This is a genomic window from Nocardia sp. NRRL WC-3656 (assembly GCF_000720265.1).
Classification (GTDB): Bacteria; Actinomycetota; Actinomycetes; order Mycobacteriales; family Mycobacteriaceae; genus Nocardia; species Nocardia nova.
In genome coordinates this window covers 89,918-108,705 of sequence record NZ_JOJF01000012.1, presented here as the reverse complement: position 1 = coordinate 108,705, position 18,788 = coordinate 89,918, and the positions used below count along the sequence as shown (strand labels likewise).

Annotated in this window: 16 protein-coding genes; 12 read left to right on the top strand and 4 right to left on the bottom strand. The window is 67.8% G+C overall.

Translation table 11 applies throughout. The features are described 5' to 3' along the window. Positions 1 to 76: 76 nt before the first annotated feature. Positions 77 to 739, bottom strand: coding sequence for a TetR/AcrR family transcriptional regulator (locus IG65_RS0117485; protein ID WP_030515992.1), 663 nt, complete (start codon positions 737 to 739; stop codon positions 77 to 79). A 342-nt stretch (positions 740 to 1,081) separates the two neighbouring features. Here IG65_RS0117485 and IG65_RS0117480 point away from each other — a divergent pair, with 342 nt between their 5' ends. The 3 genes from IG65_RS0117480 (at position 1,082) to IG65_RS0117470 (ending at position 4,403) form a co-directional block, all read left to right on the top strand. Beyond that, complete coding sequence (locus IG65_RS0117480; RefSeq protein ID WP_081879567.1) at positions 1,082 to 2,146, top strand: DUF3152 domain-containing protein; 1,065 nt, start codon at positions 1,082 to 1,084, stop codon at positions 2,144 to 2,146. Between the two features lie 131 nt (positions 2,147 to 2,277). Further along, positions 2,278 to 3,477, top strand: a complete 1,200-nt coding sequence (gene moeZ, locus IG65_RS0117475) for an adenylyltransferase/sulfurtransferase MoeZ (protein ID WP_030515990.1) — start codon at positions 2,278 to 2,280, stop codon at positions 3,475 to 3,477. 74 nt (positions 3,478 to 3,551) lie between these two features. After that, positions 3,552 to 4,403, top strand: a complete 852-nt coding sequence (locus IG65_RS0117470) for a TIGR02569 family protein (RefSeq protein WP_030515989.1) — start codon at positions 3,552 to 3,554, stop codon at positions 4,401 to 4,403. Positions 4,404 to 4,454: 51 nt separating this feature from the next. Here the strand turns inward: IG65_RS0117470 and IG65_RS0117465 are convergent, their stop codons facing one another. Both IG65_RS0117465 and IG65_RS0117460 read right to left on the bottom strand, forming a co-directional pair. Beyond that, a complete protein-coding gene (locus tag IG65_RS0117465) occupies positions 4,455 to 5,921 on the bottom strand; it encodes an MFS transporter (RefSeq protein WP_030515988.1) in 1,467 nt (488 codons plus the stop codon). 189 nt (positions 5,922 to 6,110) lie between these two features. Continuing rightward, positions 6,111 to 6,779, bottom strand: a complete 669-nt coding sequence (locus tag IG65_RS0117460) for a FadR/GntR family transcriptional regulator (RefSeq protein WP_030515987.1) — start codon at positions 6,777 to 6,779, stop codon at positions 6,111 to 6,113. A 65-nt stretch (positions 6,780 to 6,844) separates the two neighbouring features. On the opposite strand from IG65_RS0117460, the gene IG65_RS0117455 reads away from it, so the two are divergent. From IG65_RS0117455 to IG65_RS0117430, 6 genes are all read left to right on the top strand, one after another. Further along, entirely contained in the window at positions 6,845 to 8,092 is a 1,248-nt protein-coding gene (locus IG65_RS0117455; protein ID WP_231509260.1) for a CynX/NimT family MFS transporter, read from the top strand. 315 nt (positions 8,093 to 8,407) lie between these two features. Beyond that, positions 8,408 to 9,886, top strand: coding sequence for a NarK/NasA family nitrate transporter (locus IG65_RS0117450; RefSeq protein ID WP_030515985.1), 1,479 nt, complete (start codon positions 8,408 to 8,410; stop codon positions 9,884 to 9,886). 26 nt (positions 9,887 to 9,912) lie between these two features. After that, complete coding sequence (nirB, locus tag IG65_RS0117445) at positions 9,913 to 12,468, top strand: nitrite reductase large subunit NirB (protein WP_030515984.1); 2,556 nt, start codon at positions 9,913 to 9,915, stop codon at positions 12,466 to 12,468. 65 nt (positions 12,469 to 12,533) lie between these two features. After that, positions 12,534 to 12,926, top strand: coding sequence for a nitrite reductase small subunit NirD (gene nirD, locus IG65_RS0117440; RefSeq protein WP_030515983.1), 393 nt, complete (start codon positions 12,534 to 12,536; stop codon positions 12,924 to 12,926). Next, complete coding sequence (locus IG65_RS0117435) at positions 12,923 to 14,149, top strand: uroporphyrinogen-III synthase (protein ID WP_030515982.1); 1,227 nt, start codon at positions 12,923 to 12,925, stop codon at positions 14,147 to 14,149. The genes nirD and IG65_RS0117435 overlap by 4 nt, the downstream gene beginning before the upstream one ends. After that, positions 14,146 to 14,862, top strand: a complete 717-nt coding sequence (locus IG65_RS0117430; protein WP_030515981.1) for a sirohydrochlorin chelatase — start codon at positions 14,146 to 14,148, stop codon at positions 14,860 to 14,862. The genes IG65_RS0117435 and IG65_RS0117430 overlap by 4 nt, the downstream gene beginning before the upstream one ends. Before the next feature lie 177 nt (positions 14,863 to 15,039). On the opposite strand, the gene IG65_RS0117425 is transcribed toward IG65_RS0117430, so the two are convergent. Continuing rightward, positions 15,040 to 16,104: an aldo/keto reductase gene (locus tag IG65_RS0117425; protein WP_030515980.1), complete on the bottom strand. Its 1,065-nt coding sequence runs from the start codon at positions 16,102 to 16,104 to the stop codon at positions 15,040 to 15,042. 117 nt (positions 16,105 to 16,221) lie between these two features. On the opposite strand from IG65_RS0117425, the gene IG65_RS0117420 reads away from it, so the two are divergent. From IG65_RS0117420 to IG65_RS0117410, 3 genes are all read left to right on the top strand, one after another. Then, positions 16,222 to 17,052, top strand: coding sequence for a helix-turn-helix domain-containing protein (locus tag IG65_RS0117420; RefSeq protein ID WP_030515979.1), 831 nt, complete (start codon positions 16,222 to 16,224; stop codon positions 17,050 to 17,052). Between the two features lie 106 nt (positions 17,053 to 17,158). Next, entirely contained in the window at positions 17,159 to 17,605 is a 447-nt protein-coding gene (locus IG65_RS0117415; protein WP_030515978.1) for a VOC family protein, read from the top strand. Between the two features lie 187 nt (positions 17,606 to 17,792). After that, positions 17,793 to 18,776, top strand: a complete 984-nt coding sequence (locus IG65_RS0117410; RefSeq protein WP_030515977.1) for an alpha/beta hydrolase family protein — start codon at positions 17,793 to 17,795, stop codon at positions 18,774 to 18,776. Positions 18,777 to 18,788: the final 12 nt, after the last annotated feature.

Sequence of the window (18,788 nt, the reverse complement as noted above, 5' to 3'; positions counted from 1 at the left end):
CGCTGTATCGAACTCGAAAGGCCCGGATCCGCGGTGGCGGATCCGGGCCTCGTCGTCGTTTCGGGCGCGGGCGCTCTCAGCGCTGGGAGAGCGGCACGCGGGACAGACCGCCCCAGCAGAGCTGGACGGTGGTGTCGACGGCCTCTTCCTTCGGGATCGGCCGGTCCGCCTCGAGCCAGTAGCGCGCGGTGATCTGGCTGGCGCCCACGAGTCCCACGGCCAGAATGCGGGCGCGGTAGGGGTCCAGTCCGGAATCGTGGGCGACGAGGTCGAAGACCGCGTCCACACAGGCCTCGGTGGCCTGTTCGACGCGCCGCTGCACCTGCGGCTCGCTGGTCAGGTCGGATTCGAAAACCAGTCGGAAACCCTGGGTTTCGTGGTCGACGAAGTCGAAGTACGCCGCGACGGCGGCCCGGACGCGCTGCCGGTTGTCGGTGGTCGACCGCAGCGCCTGGCGGACACTCGACACCAAAGCGTCGATGTAGTTCTGCAGGACCGCCAGATACAGTTCGAGTTTACTCGAAAAGTGCTGGTACAGAACGGGTTTGGAGACGCCGGCGCATTGCGAGATCTCGTCCATGCCGGCGGCGTGGTAGCCGCGCAGCACGAAGACCTCGCTGGCCGCGGCGAGCAGCTGGGCACGGCGCGCCTCCCGGGGTAGGCGAGTTCCGCGCTTGCTCGGTGCCATGGCCTCGGACGACAGTCGCGAGGACGTCATCCGGTCCACGAGGTCAGTCATTTCGGTTCTCCCAGTCGATTCCCGGCGGGAACGTGGATGTGCACGGTATTCAACGAACGATACTCGTTCGTGATGCAGCCCGCTGCGGGTCGGCTGCACTGGCTGGGAAGCCGATCCCGTTCCTGCCGTTGTGGTATTCGAATAACCTTCCACACCTATTGGCAACCTGTCAGTAACTGGCCGCCGTGAGAAATCTCGCACAGTGGTGAGATTTCTCGCAACCCCGGCCGGTCAACGGCAGGTACGTAGATGTCGCCGAACGGCCTGTGAGAATCTGTTCGGGTGAGCGAACAACGGGGCAGAACGACCGGCGGGCCCGATTCGCCTCGCCCCGCAGGTGTTCTGGCCGCGCGCGCGGAATCGGCCGCTACCGGTCGGCGTGACCGGCAGCAACCTACGGAAAGCTCCGAATTCTACGATCCGCTCGGCCTGTATTCCGGCAACGCCCACGGCGATCGTTCCCATCAACCGCTGCGTGCGAAATGGGATCCGACCGGCGCCCACGACGCGGCGAATCGGCCACGGCCGGAACGCGATACGAAGAAGCAGAGCGCGCTGGGGCGGTTCGTCTCCACCTACGGCTGGCGGGCCTACGCGCTTCCGGTGCTGGTGATCATCACCGTGCTGGTGATCGTAGACGCCGTCAAGGGGGGTACCGACACCTCCGGCGGCTCCACCCCCGCCCTGGGCCGGCTCAGCCAGCACACCAGCAAGGCCGGCATCATCGGCGCACCACCCAAGGGCGACGGTAAGTTCGCCGGCGATCCGCCCTCCGGCGCGCTGCCCGCGGGTGGGGCGTTCACGGAGACCGCGGCGGGCACCTGGCATATCGTTCCCGGCGCATCGGCGCAGGTCGGGGCCGGTCAGGCGCATCTGTTCACCTACACCGTCGAGGTCGAGAACGGAGTCGATACCACCTCGCTCGGCGGGGACGATTCGGTGGCCAAGATGGTGGACGCGACCCTGGCCAACCCCAAGAGCTGGAGCCACGATCCGCGCTTCGGCTTCCGCCGGATCGACAACGGCGAACCGGATTTCCGGGTCTCGCTGACCTCCCGGCAGACCACCAAATCGGCCTGCGGTTTCGAAATCCCGATCGACTCCTCCTGCTACAACTCCGACCTCGGCCGCGTGGTTCTCTCCGAGGTGCGCTGGGTGCGCGGCGCCACCGCCTTCGAGGGCGATATCGGCTCCTACCGGCAGTATCAGATCAACCACGAGGTCGGTCACGCCATTGGTTACCACGAGCATCAGCCGTGCGAGATCGACGGCGGATTGGCGCCGGTGATGATGCAGCAGACCTTCGGCACCCGTAACAACGACATCGCGACCCTGGACCCGCAGGGTGTGGTGCCGATGGACGGGAAGAAATGCCGGTTCAATCCCTGGCCGTATCCGCGGGGCTGAATTCGCCGGTACCGCTCACCCACCCGGACCCGATGGTGACGGATGCGGCACGATGGTGGGGAAGAACGGCCCGATTCGCCGCGTTGCACCGATCAGCCCTGACGGCGAATTCGATTCGAGGAGTCTGCGACGTGTCATCACCACAGTCCCTGCCGCCACTGGTCGAACCGGCCGCGGAGCTGACCAGGGATGAGGTCGCCCGCTACAGCCGGCATCTGATTATTCCCGATGTCGGGATGGACGGGCAGAAACGCCTGAAGAATGCCAAGGTGCTGGTGATCGGTGCGGGTGGTCTGGGCTCGCCGGCGCTGCTGTATCTGGCCGCCGCCGGTGTCGGCACGCTCGGCATCGTGGAGTTCGACGAGGTGGACGCGTCGAATCTGCAGCGGCAGATCATCCACGGCGAATCCGATATCGGCCGCAGCAAGGCCGACAGTGCGCGTGATTCGATTCTGGAGATCAATTCCGGCGTCGAGGTGGTGCTGCACAAGATCCGCCTGGAGCCGGAGAACGCGGTCGACCTGTTCGCGCAGTACGACCTGATCGTCGACGGCACCGACAACTTCGCCACCCGCTATCTGGTCAACGACGCCGCCGTGCTGGCCGGTAAGCCGTACGTGTGGGGGTCGATCTATCGGTTCGAGGGCCAGGTGTCGGTGTTCTGGGAGGATGCCCCCGACGGCCCGAACGGTGAGAAGCGCGGCATCAACTACCGCGACCTGTACCCCGAGGCGCCGCCGCCGGGCATGGTCCCGTCCTGCGCCGAGGGCGGTGTGCTGGGTGTGCTGTGCGCGTCGATCGGTTCGATCATGGTCACCGAGGCCATCAAACTGATCACCGGCATCGGGGAGACTCTGCTCGGCCGGCTGATGGTCTACGACGCACTGGATATGAACTACCGCACCATCAAGCTGCGGCGCGATCCCGAGCGTCAGCCCATCACCGAACTCATCGACTACGAGGCGTTCTGCGGTGTGGTCTCCGAGGAGGGCCAGGCCGCCGCGGTGGGTTCCACGGTGACCGCGCGCGAGCTCAAGGACATGCTCGACGCGGGCAAGGACGTCGCCATCATCGACGTCCGTGAACCGGTGGAGTGGGACATCGTCCGCATCGACGGCGCGACCCTGATCCCCAAGGACCGCATCCTGTCGGGCGATGCGCTCGCCGAACTTCCGCAGAACACACCGATCGTCCTGCACTGCAAGACCGGCATCCGCTCAGCGGAGGCACTGGCTGCCTTGAAGCGCGCCGGATTCTCCGACGCGACCCACCTCCAGGGCGGAATCGTCGCCTGGGCCAACCAGGTCGACCCCAGCCTGCCCGTCTACTGACGGTGGTCGTTTCCGTGCCCTGACCTCCGGCGCGTTGTCTCGAGTGGACAAGTCGGCGGGGTTACGGTACGGCCGTGACATCTGTCGAACCTCCGGAGCATGTGCGGGCCACCTTCGGGCTGCGCGAAGTGTCCCCGGTCGCGCTGGGCGACTGGGACGGTGGGTGGCGGTGCGGAGAGGTCGTGCTCAGCCCGGTGGCCGACCACGCCCGGGCGGCGTGGTCGGCGAAGGTCCGGGAAACACTGCAGGTGGACGGGGTGCGGCTGGCGCGGCCGGTGCGCGCCACCGACGGTCGCTACGTGGTGTCCGGCTGGCGTGCCGATACCTATATGGACGGCACCCCGGAACCGCGCCACGACGAGGTGGTGTCGGTGTCGCTACGACTGCACCACGCCACCGCGCGGCTGGAGCGCCCGCGCTTCCTGGTCCAGCAGCCGATCGCGCCGTGGGTCGATGTCGACGTGTTCGTCGCCGCGGACCGGGCCGCGTGGGAGTCGGTGCCGCTGCGCAGCCTGAAAGCCGGCGGCATGCTGCCGGTGACCACACCGGACGGCCGCCACAGCATCGATATGCTGGCGCAGCTGGCGACGCTGCGTAAACCGGTGCAGATCCCGTCGCAGCTGGTGCACGGCGATCTGTTCGGCACGGTGTTGTTCGCGAACGGCCAGGCGCCGGGGCTCACCGACATCACCCCCTACTGGCGGCCCGCGTCCTGGGCGGCCGGGGTGATCGTGGTCGACGCGCTCTCCTGGGGAGGTGCGGATCCGGGTCTGCTCGAGCGATGGTCGGATCTGCCGGAGTGGCCGCAGATGTTGTTGCGCGCGGTCATGTTCCGGCTCGCGGTGCACGCGCTGCATCCGCGGTCGACGGCGGAGGCGTTTCCCGGTCTGGCGCATACCGCCGACATGATCCGCTTGATGCTCTAGCGGGCCCGCCGATCGGATGCGACCGGCGAGCCCGCAGTTTGTGCGAGGGTCTCAGATGCCCGCGTGGGCCAGTGACGGCACCCGCCCGACGGCGAACGACGAGCGCAGATAGAACCACCAGGTGAGCCCGCCCATCATCAGGAAGGCGACGGCGTAGGCCCAGAAGGCCGGTGCCATCCCGCCGAAGTGGATGTTGGATTCTCGCAGCGCTTGCTGCAGCACCCACCCGCCGGCCGCGCCCACCGCGCCGACCACACCGATCGCCGCACCCGCCTGCCGCTTGGCCGCGGCCAGCGCGGTCGCCGGGTCCTGGCCGTGTTCGGCGGCGCGGCGCTTGGCCTCGGCGCCGAAGATCGAGGGGATCATGCGGTAGGTGGAACCGTTGCCGATGCCCGACAGCACGAACAGCAGCAGGAACGAGATCAGATACAGCGGGAAGTTCTTCACCGAGAGCGCGGCCACGATCAGCGCGGTGGCGCCGGCCATGCCGGCGAAGACGTAGACCGTGATCCGGGCGCCGGTGAACCGGTCCGCGATCCAGCCGCCGAACGGCCGGCTCAGCGATCCGACGAACGCGCCGAGGAAGGCGAGATTGCCGATCGTGGACATCCAGCCGATCTTCGCCAGGTCGGGGAAGGTGGATTTGAGCAGGGTGGGGAAGGCGAACGAGAAGCCGATGAACGATCCGAAGGTGCCGATGTAGAGCACCGCCATGATCCAGGTGTGCCGATTGGTCAGGGCCAGCCGATAGGAACTGCCGTCGGATTTAGCGCCGGTGATCGAATCCATGTACCGCAGCGCGCCGAACATGGCGACGAGGATGAACGGAATCCACACCAGCACCGCGAGGGTGATGCCGAATCGGTAACCGGCCGGATCCTTGGCCATGAGATGGGTGCCGAGGGTGATGATCAGCGGCACCAGCAGCTGGGTCTGCGCGACGCCCATATTGCCGCCCGCGGCGTTGATTCCGAGCGCGGCGCCCTTCTTCCCCTCGGGATAGAAGAAATTGATATTCGCCATCGACGAGGAGAAATTGCCGCCACCCACGCCCGCGAGCGCGGCCAGCACCATGAACACCCAGAACGGCGTGCCGGGCTGATTGACGAAATAGACCAGGCCCAGCGTCGGCAGCAGCAACATCCCCGCGCTGAATACGGTGAACGCGCGGCCACCGAATTTCGGGATGGCGAAGGTGTAGGGCACGCGCAACGCGGCGCCGACGAGTGTGGGGGTGGAGGTGAGCAGTAGCGAATTGCCGACGGCGTCGGGGCCGCTCAGATAATGAAAGCCCGCCGAACCCATGGCGGTGACCACGCTGGCCCACAGCACCCAGATGCTGAATCCGAGATTCTCGGAGAAGACCGAGAAGGCGAGATTCTTACGGGCGGTGCGTTTTCCGCCGTTCTCCCAGAAGGTTTCGTTGTCGGGCTCCCAGTGATCGAGCCAGCGGCCGCGGGCTCGATAGTGGAAGTCGGGAGCGGCGGTGGCCGATATCGCGGCGTCGGTGGTAGTCATCGGCGCGTTCCTCTCGAAGGGGTGCGACCGCCCTCATCTCGGGGACCCTGAGGTGCGGGTCCGGCGGTCGCATCCACGGTAGGAAGGCGAAATTACGTCCGATTCACGCTCCGTGACGTTCGCAGCAACACTCGCTCACCCCGCGACCGGCACCATGGTGACGAATCGTTTACCTGCCGGCGGAATCCGTCACCGTTCGGGGTATTCGGCGATGAGCGAGCCGAGGAAGCAGTTGGCGGCGCGAGCGGCCCGATCGGAGTCGCCGTCGATCACGGCGTGGACCAGCTCGGCGTGTTCGTCGTGATACTGATTGCCGTATTTGGTTGTGCGGGAACGAATCACGTCCTCGATCACCGGCAGCAGCGAATCGTAGAACTCGAGGTAGACGGTGTTGTGGCTGGCCGCGACGATGGCGCGGTGCAGGGCCACGTCCGCGTCGACCGCCGCGGTGCTGTCGGTATCCCAGACCTGGCTGCGCCGGTCGAGCAGTCGCAGCAGGGTCTGCACGTCGTTGTCGTCGCGGCGCTGCGCGGCCAGCCGGGCGGCCTGTACGTCGAGGGCCTGGCGCAGTTCCAGGACGTCGCGTTCCACGGCGTCGGCGAAGTATTTGGTGAGGGTGCCGCCCAGATCGGACGCGGCGATGACGTAGGTGCCCGAACCCTGCCGGCGTTCGAGCATGCCGGCGTGCACGAGCGCCTGCACCGCTTCGCGCACGGTATTGCGGCCGGTGCCGGTCAATTCGGTGAGTTCCGGCTCGGTCGGGATGCGAGAGCCGATCGGCCAACGCCCCGAACGGATTTCAGCGCGCAGCTGTTCGGTGACCTGAGCGATGAGGCTGGTGCGCCGGACTGGTTGCACGGCCAACAGAGTACCCCTCCTCACATTTGTTGCTCGCTTTCATCCAATCATCCTATGATTTCTCGGTGACGGTTACCAATCTGCAGTCGACTACCGACATCCGGCGCCGCGGCCTGGCCGAGGGCCGGATTCTCGTCCTGGTCGCGATCGTCGTCTCGGCGCTCACGCTGCGTGTGGCGGTCACCGCCTTCACCCCGCTCGCCGAGCGCATCGGCGCCGATATCGGCTATTCCACGGCCATTGTCGGTGTCTTCGGCATGATCCCGACCGCCATGTTCGCGCTGGCCGGATTGATCACCCCGATCTTCGTGCGCCGACTGGGCCTGGAACGCACCGCGCTGGTCGCCATGTGCATGGCCGGGGCCGGGCAGCTCACCCGGGCGCTGGTGCCCGACACCTGGGAGTTGCTGAGTCTGTCCGCGCTGGCGCTGGCCGGTATGGGCATCGGCAATGTCGTGATTCCGCCGCTGGTCAAGCGCTATTTCGCCGATCGGCTGGCGGTGCTGAGCTCGGTGTACATCACGATGGTGCAGATCGGCACCGTGGTGCCGGCGCTGATCGCGGTCCCGGTCGCGGACGCGGCCGGCTGGCGGGTCTCGCTCGGGTTGTGGGCGCTGCTCGGTTTCGCGGCCGCGGTGCCGTGGCTGGGTGTGCTGCGTGAGCGGCGCGGCCGCGATCGCGTGGACACCACCGCGCTCGCCGAGGTGCCGGGCGAACAGCCCGCGCGCGCCGGGAACATCCGGCGTTCGCCGCTGGCGTGGGGGATGGCCGCCATGTTCGGTATGACCTCGTTGATCACCTATTCCATGTTCACCTGGCTGCCCAAGATTCTCGCCGATGCGGGCGCCGACGCGGCCTACGGCGGCACGATGGTCGCCTTCTTCTCCTTCATCGGTTTGGCGGCCGCGCTGACCGCGCCCTCCTTCACCGCCCGTATCCGCAATCCGTTTCCGGTCGTGATCGTCTGCGCCATCGCGTTTTTCGCCGCCTTCGCCGGACTGCTCATCGCCCCGATGGGCGCGCCCTGGCTGTGGGTGCTGCTGCTGGGCATGGGACCGAGCACCTTCCCGATGGCGCTCACGCTGATCAATCTGCGGACCCGCACCCAGGCCGGCTCGGCCGCGCTGTCCGGATTCACCCAGGGCATCGGCTACACCGTCGCGTGTGTGGGCCCGCTGCTGTTCGGTGTGCTGCACAGTGCGGTCGGCGGATGGGGCGCGCCCTTCGCGCTGCTGGCGGTTGCCGTCCTGGTGCTCGTGGCCGGCGCCTGGCAGGCGTGCAAGCCGCGCATGCTCGAGGACACCTGGCACTGATCGGCGTCGGGGCCGCGACCTTTCGGCAATTTCACCGCTCGGGTTGCGCCGCGGTGAGCTTCTGTCCATGATGTGAGCCGACGCCCGACTATTGTGGCCCGGGCCACTCGCCGGTATCGACCTCACCGAGTTCGTGTGTGAGCGTCGGTACTTTGTGACGCACGGAAACCGTTGTGTCATATGGGCGAAACAATGCCCCGGTTCTCACCGGTAAATCGCCGAATTCGTGAGCAACCGTTGATTTGCGCGTCATGTGGCGCAGCATCGCGGCAATACCCGTTTCCTACCTTGGGGCCAACCGGATTTCAGGAGGCCCTGTTGAGCACGCTGACGCGTAACCACGACATCGAGCAGTGGGATGCCGAGGATGTCGCGGCCTGGGAGGCCGGCGGCAAGAACATCGCCCGTCGCAATCTGATCTGGTCGGTCGTCGCCGAACATGTCGGATTCTCGGTGTGGTCGATCTGGTCGGTGATGGTGCTGTTCATGCCGACGGACAAGTTCGGCATCGACGCCGCCGGAAAGTTCTTCCTCGTCGCCATGCCGACGCTGGTCGGCGGCATTCTGCGCATTCCCTACACCGTCGCCACCGCGCGCTTCGGCGGCCGCAACTGGACGATCTTCAGCGCGCTGATGCTGCTGGTCCCGACGCTGCTGACGCTGTACTTCATCAATCAGCCGGGCACGTCCTACACCACGTTCATGGTGGTGGCGGCGTTCGCCGGCCTGGGCGGCGGCAACTTCGCCTCCTCGATGACCAATATCAACGCCTTCTACCCGCAGCGGCTCAAGGGCTGGGCGCTGGGCATGAACGCCGGTGGCGGCAATATCGGCGTTCCGGTGATCCAGCTGATCGGCCTGCTGGTGATCGCCACGCTCGGCAATTCGTACGCCTCGGTCGTCTGCCTGGTGTACCTGGCGTTCATCGCGATCGCCGGACTCGGCGCCGCGCTCTACATGGACAATCTGCGCAATCAGAAGGCCGACCTGGGCTACATGCTGGAGTCGCTGAAGGTTCCGCAGTCCTGGGCGATCGCCTTCCTGTACATCGGCACGTTCGGCTCGTTCATCGGCTTCAGCTTCGCCTTCGGCCAGATTCTGCAGATCGGCTTCAAGGCCGGGGGTGATTCGGCCGCCCAGGCGAGTCTGCACGCCGCGCAGATCGCCTTCATCGGCCCGCTGCTGGGTTCGCTGGCCCGCCCCTACGGCGGCAAGATGGCCGACCGCTTCGGCGGCAGCCGCGTCACGCTGGCCGGGTTCGCCGGAATGATGGTCGCGGCGGTCGTGGTCGCGGTGTCCAGTGTGGCCGCCGACCACAACGGCGGCGTGGCCTCGGGGGCGACCATGGTCGCCCTGGTCTGCGGATTCATCGCCCTGTTCGTGCTCTCGGGAATCGGCAACGGGTCGGTCACCAAGATCATCCCGTCGGTGTTCGACGCGAAGTCCAAGAGCCTCCCGGTGAGCCCCGCGGAGCAGGCCGCCTGGTCGCGCAACACCTCGGGCGCGCTGATCGGCTTCGTCGGCGCGATCGGCGCCCTGGGTGGGGTGGCCATCAACCTGGTGCTGCGCTCCTCCTACGCCTCCACCAATTCCGCCACCACCGCGTTCTGGGTGTTCCTGGGCTTCTACGTCGTCTGCGCGACCGTCGTCTGGTCGGTCTTCCTGCGTCGGCCCGGAATGCGTTCGCCGCGAAGCGGTTCCGGTGTCGTCGCCGAGGCGGAGGCCCTGGTGCTCGAGGCCGAACGGTCGCCGGAAACCGATACCACCCAGTCCAACACCTCGGCTCGCGCCTGACCATCGGAAAGCATCGGAGGACAGTCATGAACACGACAGTCGAACCCACGCAGCGCAAGACCGTGGTGGTCGTCGGCCACGGCATGGTCGGGCACCGGTTCGTGGAGGCGCTGCGCTCCCGCGACGAGGCCGGGCGCTGGCAGATCGTGGTGCTGAGCGAGGAGTCGCAGGCCGCCTACGATCGCGTCGGCCTGTCGTCCTACGTCGGCGCCTGGGAGAAGAGCGCGCTCGCCCTGCCCGGCAACGAATACGCCGGCGACGCGCTGGTGGATCTGCGCCTCGGCGTGCGCGCCGATGAGATCGACCGCGCCGCCCGCAAGGTGACCACCTCCTCCGGTGACGTGATCGGTTACGACGCACTGGTTCTCGCGACCGGATCGTATGCCTTCGTGCCGCCGGTACCGGGCCACGACCGTCCCGAATGTTTCGTCTACCGCACCCTCGACGACCTCGACGGCATCCGCGCCGCGGCGCAGAACGCGGGCCCCGGTGCGGTCGGTGTCGTCGTCGGCGGTGGTCTCCTCGGTCTGGAGGCGGCGAATGCCCTGCGGCTCATGGGAATGACGCCGCATGTCGTCGAGTTCGCGCCGCGGCTGATGCCGGTGCAGGTCGACGAGGGTGGCGGCGCGATCCTCGAGAAGCTGGTCACCGATCTGGGCCTGCACGTGCACACCGGGGTCGGCACCTCGGCCATCGAACCCGCCGAAGACGGTGCGGGCCTGCGGGTTTCGCTGTCCGACGAGTCGGTGATCGACGCCTCGCTGGTGGTGTTCTCCGCCGGTGTGCGCCCGCGCGATCAGATCGCCCGTGATGCCGGACTCGAGATCGGGCCGCGCGGTGGTGCGCTCACCGATCTCGGCATGGTCACCTCCGACCCCAACATCTACGCCGTCGGCGAGGTCGCGGCCGTGGAGGGCACCTGCTACGGCCTGGTCGCTCCCGGTTACACCACGGCCGAGATCGTCGCGGACCGGCTGCTCGGCGGCGCCGGCGAATTCCCGGGCGCCGACCTGTCGACCAAGCTGAAACTGCTCGGTGTGGACGTGGCCAGCTTCGGTGACGCCCACGCCACCACCGAGGGCGCGCTGTCGGTGGTGCTGCACGACGCCGCCAAGGGCACCTACGCCAAGCTGGTGATCTCCGACGACGCCAAGACGCTGCTGGGCGGCATCCTGGTCGGCGACGCCTCGCAGTACGCGGCGCTGCGCCCGCTGGTCGGCAGCGAACTGCCCGCCGAACCGGCCGCGCTCATCTCGCCCGCGGGCGCCGAACTGGGTGCCGACGCTCTGCCCGACGAGGCCCAGATCTGCTCCTGCAACAACGTGTCCAAAGGGGCCATCGTCGGAGCTATCCACGAAGGCGCCTGCGACATCGCCGGGGTCAAGAGCTGCACCTCCGCCGGAACCTCCTGCGGCGGTTGCGTTCCCATGATCAAGAAGTTGCTCGAGCAGTCCGGCGTGGAGATGTCGAAGGCGCTGTGCGAGCACTTCACCCAGTCGCGGTCCGAACTGTTCCAGATCGTGCAGGTGACCGGCATCCGCACCTTCTCGGAACTGATCGCCAAGCACGGCACCGGAATCGGCTGCGATATCTGCAAGCCGACCGTCGCCTCCATCCTGGCCTCGACCTCGAGCGACCACATCCTCGACGGTGAGCAGTCCGCGCTGCAGGACACCAACGACCACTTCCTGGCCAACCTGCAGAAAAACGGCACCTATTCGGTGGTGCCGCGGATGCCCGGCGGTGAGGTGACGCCCGAGCAGCTGATCGAAATCGGGCAGATCGCCAAGGATTTCGGACTCTACGTCAAGGTCACCGGTGGTCAGCGCATCGACCTGTTCGGCGCGCGGGTCGAGCAGCTGCCGCAGATCTGGCAGCGGCTGGTCGACAAGGGGATGGAATCCGGCCACGCCTACGGCAAATCGCTGCGCACAGTGAAGAGCTGCGTGGGTTCCACCTGGTGCCGCTACGGCCAGCAGGATTCGGTCGGCATGGCGGTGCTGCTGGAGAAGCGTTACCGCGGGCTGCGCTCGCCGCACAAGCTGAAGCTGGCGGTCTCGGGCTGTGCCCGCGAATGCGCCGAGGCGCGCGGTAAGGATGTCGGCGTCATCGCCACCGAGAACGGCTGGAACCTCTATGTCGGCGGCAACGGCGGCCTGACTCCCAAGCACGCGGTGCTGCTGGCCGGCGACCTCGACGACGAGACGCTGATCCGCTACATCGACCGCTATCTGATGTTCTACATCCGCACCGCCGACCGGCTGCAGCGCACCGCGCCGTGGCAGGAATCACTCGAGGGCGGCATCGAACACCTGAAGCAGGTCGTGTGCGAGGACTCCCTCGGCATCGCCGCCGAACTGGAGGAGAGCATGGCCCGCCACGTCGCCGGCTACAAGGACGAATGGGCCGCGGTACTGGAGGATCCCGCGAAGCTCTCGCGCTTCGTCACCTTCGTCAACGCGCCCGAGGAGGCCGATCCGACGATCGCCTTCGACGAGAGCGGGGAGCGCAAGACGCCGGTTCTGCTCGGTATGCCCGAACTTCCCGCCATGCCGGCCGCAACTGCCACGCCCGGGAAATAGCCACGTAATCGTGCGGAAACAGGACACCGGTACCTATTAGGTAAGGCGTTCGGAGGAGATTACCGATGACCGTTATCGACACACCGGGCTTCGCACCGGCAACCACCACCGGCTGGACCTCGGCCTGCCGGCTCGATTATCTGATCCCCGGCCGCGGCGTGGCGGTGCTACTGAGAGGCGGACGGCAGGCCGCGCTCTTCCTGCTGCCCGACGGCACGCTGTATGCCGTCGGCAATATCGATCCGTTCGGGCGGGCGGCGGTCATGTCGCGCGGCATCGTCGGTGACCGCGCCGGTGTGCCGGTCGTCGCGTCGCCGCTGCTGAAGCAGGCGTTCTCCCTGCTGGACGGCCATTGCCTCGAGGACGACTCGGTCGCACTGCCCGTCTACGGCGTGCGGGTCGTCGACGGGGTCGTCGCGGTGTCCAACGAACCGGTGCAGTACGGCGGTACGCCGTGAGCGAAGCGCGACCCACCGAATTGAAACCCCTGGACGGCTTCACCATCGGCGTGACGGCCGCCCGACGGGCCGACGAACTGGCCACGCTGTTGAGTCGCCGAGGCGCGAATATCGTTTCCGCCCCGGCGATTCGCATCATCCCGCTGTCCGACGACACCGAGCTGGAGCGGGTCACCCGGCAGTTGGTCGCTGATCCGCCGCAGATCGCCGTCGCCACCACCGGCATCGGATTCCGCGGCTGGATGGAGGCGGCCGAAGGTTGGGGTCTGGCCGAAAACCTCCGGGAGACACTGGCTTCCACGCGATTGCTGGCCCGTGGTCCCAAGGCCAAGGGAGCGATCCGCGCCGCCGAATTGCGCGAGGAATGGTCGCCGGCCTCCGAATCGTCGGCCGAGGTGCTCGATCACCTGCTGGCGGCGGGTGTCGAGGGCGTGCGCATCGCGGTGCAGTTGCACGGTGCGACCACCGAATGGGAACCGGTACCCGACTTCTGTGAAGTACTGCGTTGCGCCGGAGCCGATGTCGTGCCGGTGCCGGTGTACCGCTGGGTGCCACCGGACGACCGCGTGCCGATGGACCGCCTGATCGAGGGCGTGGTCACCTCGGCACTGGATTGCGTCACGTTCACCAGCGCGCCCGCGGTGGCCTCGATGTTGATGCGGGCCAAGGAAACCGGGTTGCTCGAGGGCGTCCTGCAAGCGATGCGTTCCCGGGTGCTGCCGGCGTGTGTCGGCCCGATCACCGCCGCGCCGCTCGAGGAACTCGGAGTGCCGACGTCCATGCCGGGCCGGGCGCGGCTCGGGGCGCTGGCCCGCCATGTCGCCGAGGAACTTCCCCGGCGCGCCAATCGAATTCACGCCGCCGGGCACGAATTGAGCGTGCGCGGCGGCTGTGTCGTGGTCGACGGTTCGGTGCGCCAGCTCGCTCCCGCGCCGATGGCGTTGATGCGGGCACTGGCCCGCCAGCCCGGCCGGGTGGTGTCGCGGGAGGATCTGCTGGCGGCGCTGCCCGGTGGCGGTGACGACACCCACGCGGTGGAGACCGGAATCGCCCGTCTCCGTGCGGGTCTCGGTACGCCGAAGGCGATTCAGACGGTGGTCAAGCGCGGTTATCGGCTCGCCCTCGACCCCGCCGAATGCGTCGACAACAACACCCGCCCGCCGGTGGGCTACGCCCCCTCGCTGCGTCCGCAGCGACCCGCGCCCATGGCGGGGGTCTGGTGAGCGCCCCTGCGCTGGTGCTGGTGGCGCACGGCACCCGCAGTGCGACAGGGGTGCAGATGATCGCCGCGGTGGCCGACGCGATGCGTGCGGAGCTGGAACGTACCGGTGCCGACGTGCCGGTGCGCACCGCCTTCGTCGACGTGCTCGGCCCCACACCCGCCGAGGTGCTGAGCGAGCTGAAGGGTGTTCCGGCCGTGGTGGTTCCGGCCTTCCTCGCCTCCGGATATCACGTCTACCAGGATGTTCCGCGCGAGGTGCGCGACAGCGGGCATCCGGATGTGGTGGTGACCCCCGCGATGGGCCCGGACCCGATGCTGGCCCGGGTGATGCGCATGCGGTTGCACGAGGCCGGGATGCGTTCCGGCGATGCGGTGGTCTTCGCGGCGGCCGGATCCTCCGACGCGCGTGCGCGCCACGATGTGCGGCGGGCGACGGCCATGCTGGCGGAGGAGCTGGGCGTCGCGGTTCGCACGGCCTGTATCGCCACCGGTGAGCCACGGGTGCCGGAAGTCGTTGCCGCGCTGCGAGAATCCGGCGCGCAGCGGGTGTTCGTCGGCTCGTACCTCTTGGCACACGGACTGTTCCAGCAACGCTTGCACGAGGCGGGTGCCGACGGAGTCGCCGAACCGCTGGGCGCGCATCCGGCGGTGGTGCGCCTGCTGGTCGACCGATACCGCGCTGCGGCGGCCGAATTCCTCACCACCGCAGCCTGATTCGTCGACTCCCCGATTCCTGTCCGATCGGACGTCGGCGCATGCTCGAGGGCATGCCGGTGTCCGAGTCCTCGGAGAAAGCGTTGCCGCTGGTGGGTCCGCCTCGTACTCGACGGACCGCCAGAGTAACCACTGTGGCCGGTGTGGTGACCGGTCGCAGTGGTTACGGCGTACGAGTCAGGCGCGCGGGACGACCGTCAGGTCGCCGTTGATCACCGTATTGGTCATCGCGCGGGCGAGCATATTGTGCGGGAATCCGGGTTCGACGGCACTGGCCGCGTCCAGTCGATCCAGGTGTGCCGCATCGAATTCCACATCCAGCGCGCCCAGGTTGTCGCTGAGCTGCGCGGGGGTTCGGGCGCCGATGATGGGAGCGGTCACCGCCGGATTCCGCAGCGTCCACGCCAGTGCGGTCTGCGCCGGTGTCCGGTCCAGTTCCGCCGCGACCTCCTTCACCACTTCGGCGATCGCCAGGCCCCGCGCGGTCAGCGAACCGTTGGCCAGCGCGACGTTCTTGCGGCTGCCCTCCGGCGATCCCGCCGCCGAGGCGTCCAGATCGGCCGCGCTGTACTTACCGGTCAGCACACCGCTGCCGAGCGGCGACCACGGAATCACCCCGAGCCCCAGTTCCCGCGCCATGGGGAACAGGTCGTGTTCCACGGTGCGTTCGATCAGGCTGTATTCCACCTGCAGCGCCACCAGCGGGGACCAGCCGCGCAGGTCGGCGATGGTCTGCATGCGGGCCACCTGCCAGGCCGGGGTGTCGGAGATGGCGACGTAGAGCACCTTGCCCTGCCGGACCAAGTCGTCCATCCCGCGCAGCACCTCCTCGACCGGCGTGGTGAAGTCCCAGGCGTGCAGGTACAGCAGATCGATGTAGTCGGTGTTCAGATTGCGCAGGCTGGCCTCCACCGAGGCGAACATCGACTTGCGGTTGTTGCCACCGGAATTCGGGTCGCCGGGCCGCCGCAGCATGGTGTATTTCGTTGCCAGGACCAGGCTTTCGCGATTGTCGCGCGTGAATTCGCCGAGCAGCCGCTCGGAACTGCCGTTGGTGTAGACGCTGGCGGTATCGATGAAATTGCCGCCGCGCGAGACGTAGTCGTCGAACAGTTTGCGTGCCTCGTCCCGCTCGGCGCCCCAGCCCCAGTCGGCCCCGAAGGTCATGGTGCCCAGCGCGAGCGGGGAGACCCGCAGCCCGGACCGGCCGAGCAGCCGATAGGTGTCGAGAGTGAGCGCCATATCTTCCTCCTCTGTGGATTCGATCTCGACGGCAAGTCTGCGCGGCCGGGACGGGCGCGGTAAGGGAAGGTTTTTCCTGGGATCGCCGGTACCAGCCTCGTCGTAGGATCGACAGCGATGACCGGCACCGTGGAAGCGACACAGGAACTGGGGGCCTTTCTGCGCACCCGGCGCGAACGACTGGATCCGAGTGATTTCGGCCTGCCGCTGCGCCGCCGTTCCCGCCGCACCCCGGGCCTGCGCCGGGAGGAGGTCGCCGATCTGGCCGGTGTGAGCACCGACTACATCGTGCGGCTGGAGCAGGGGCGCGGACTGCGGCCCTCGCCGGAGGTGCTCGACGCGCTCGCGCAGGCTCTGCGCCTGGCTCCCGACGAACGCATGTACCTGTTCGATCTGGCCCGGCAGCGGCCACCGGACGACGGCAAGCCGGCGACCACGGCCTCACCGGAGCTGGCCCGGCTGGTCGCGGATCTGGCGCCGCTCCCGGCGATGGTGCTCAACCACCGCTACGACATCCTGGCCTGGAACCGCGAGATGTCGCGGCTGCTACTGGATTTCGACACGCTGCCGCCGCGGCATCGCAACTCCATGTGGCTGTGCCTGCTCTATCCGGGGATGGGCAATTTCTACGCCGACCGCGAACGAACCGTGCGCGAGGGCATCGCGGGACTGCGCGCCGCCTGGGCCGCCCATCCGGACGATCGCGTCCTGGCCGACCTCATCGACGAATTCCGCACGGACAGTGCCGAATTCGCCGAACTGTGGGAGCGCAGAGATGTGCGGGTGCAGGGCCGGGGCCGCAAGACGATGCACCATCCTCGGGTGGGTGCGGTCACCGTCGCCTACGAAGCGCTGATGCCGCTGCAGGATCCCGATCAGCGGCTGATCATCTACCGCGCCGCCGACGAATCGAGCCAGGCGGCGCTGGATCGGCTCGCCGCCGAGTAGGACCGGCGAAAAAAGATCTCGAGAAAATTCGCGAACTGTGTCGAATGTGCGGGATCGGCCTCGACCAGGGGGTGACAGCGAGATGGACACACCCCCAGGAGCGATCATGACCGACATCAGCACCTTCCTCTGGTTCGCCACCGCCGCCGAGGAAGCCGTCCGGTTCTACACCGAGCACATCCTCGGCGCCCGCATCACCGGCATCACTCGCAGCCCCGACGGATCGGCCTTCATCGTGCAGGTCGATCTGGCCGGACACGCGCTCACGCTGATGAACGGCGGACCCGGCCACCCCTTCACCGATGCGGCGTCCATTCAGTTGGTGGTCGACGGGCAGGACGAGGTGGACCGGCTGTGGGCGGCTCTGACCGTGGGTGGCAAGCCGGGGCCGTGCGGCTGGCTGACCGATCGCTACGGCCTGTCGTGGCAGGTCGTGCCGGCCGAACTGCCGGCGTTGATGGGCGGCGAGCACGCGGCGGCGGCCGGCGCCGCGCTGCAGACCATGTCGAAGATCGATATCGCCGCGATCCGGGCCGCCGTTGCCGCCGGCTGACCGGCTCCGCACACGTCACCGCCGGCCCCTTCCCGGCGGTGACGTGCGGCCGCGCGCGAAGATAGCCCGGCGGATGCGGACCGCGGGTGCCGGAACCGCGGAGGTCGCCGCCTGCGGGCAGAGGCTTCCGGTGAACACGCCTGCCGAGTGCGCTGCGGAGACCGCGACAGGGTGGAATACTCCGCGTATGCACCGGCTCCCGCGCTGTTTTGCTGTCCTGTTCGCCGCGTTCGCCTCGATTGCCGCGATTGTGCCCGCAGTCGCCTCGGCGGATCCCGGCGCGCCCGCCATCGTCGACGTCCATCCGCTGGGCGGTCGCCAATATTCGGTGGTGGTCTATTCCCCGGCGATGAACAAGCAGATCACCGTGTGGATGTCGCATCCGGATTTCGCGGCGCCGGCGCTGTATCTGCTCAACGCCGTCGACGGCGGTGAGGACGGCGGGCCGTGGACCAACCGCACCGACGTCGCGCAGTTCTTCGCCGACAAACCGGTGAACGTGATCGTCCCCATGGGTGGGCGCGCCAGCTACTACACCGACTGGAAGTCCGACGATCCGGTGCTGGGCCGCAACGAATGGACGACGTTCCTGACCCGGGAGCTGCCGCCGCTGCTGAACTCACGGTTCCAGATGACGGGCCGAAATGCCGTCGCGGGCACCTCGATGTCGGCGACCTCGGCACTCGATCTGGCGATCGGGGCGCCCGGCCTGTACCAAGCGGTCGGCGCCTACAGCGGATGTCCGCTGACCAACGGCCCGATTCCGCAGGCGTACGTGTATTCGCAGCTCGGAGTCTTCGGGGCGAATGCCGGCAATATGTGGGGGATACCCGGTGATCCGGACTGGGCCGCTCACGATCCGGTGGTGAACGCCGATCGGTTGCGCGGAACGGCCCTCTACATCTCCTCGGGCAACGGGGTGCCCGGCGTGCACGACACCCTCGCCGATCCTTCGATCGGCGGCAACCCGGGCGCGCTGGCCAACCGGGTCGCGGTCGGCGGCGTGATGGAGAGCGTCGTCGACTCCTGCACCGGGCAGCTCACCGGTCGCCTTGCGGCCCTGGGCATTCCGGCGACCGTCGTGCACCGCAACGGCACCCACGCGTGGGTGTACTGGCAGGACGATCTGCACGACTCGTGGTCGGTCTTCGCCCCTGCGCTGGGAGTGTAGGCCGGATTCCGG

Coding starts and splice junctions, on each gene's coding strand:
- IG65_RS0117415 (WP_030515978.1), top strand. CDS start 17,159: ATGACCGACATCAGCACCTTCCTCTGGTTCGCCACCGCCGCCGAGGAA.
- IG65_RS0117410 (WP_030515977.1), top strand. CDS start 17,793: ATGCACCGGCTCCCGCGCTGTTTTGCTGTCCTGTTCGCCGCGTTCGCC.
- nirB (WP_030515984.1), top strand. CDS start 9,913: ATGAACACGACAGTCGAACCCACGCAGCGCAAGACCGTGGTGGTCGTC.
- nirD (WP_030515983.1), top strand. CDS start 12,534: ATGACCGTTATCGACACACCGGGCTTCGCACCGGCAACCACCACCGGC.
- IG65_RS0117425 (WP_030515980.1), bottom strand. CDS start 16,104: ATGGCGCTCACTCTCGACACCTATCGGCTGCTCGGCCGGTCCGGGCTG.
- IG65_RS0117420 (WP_030515979.1), top strand. CDS start 16,222: ATGACCGGCACCGTGGAAGCGACACAGGAACTGGGGGCCTTTCTGCGC.
- IG65_RS0117485 (WP_030515992.1), bottom strand. CDS start 739: ATGACTGACCTCGTGGACCGGATGACGTCCTCGCGACTGTCGTCCGAG.
- IG65_RS0117465 (WP_030515988.1), bottom strand. CDS start 5,921: ATGACTACCACCGACGCCGCGATATCGGCCACCGCCGCTCCCGACTTC.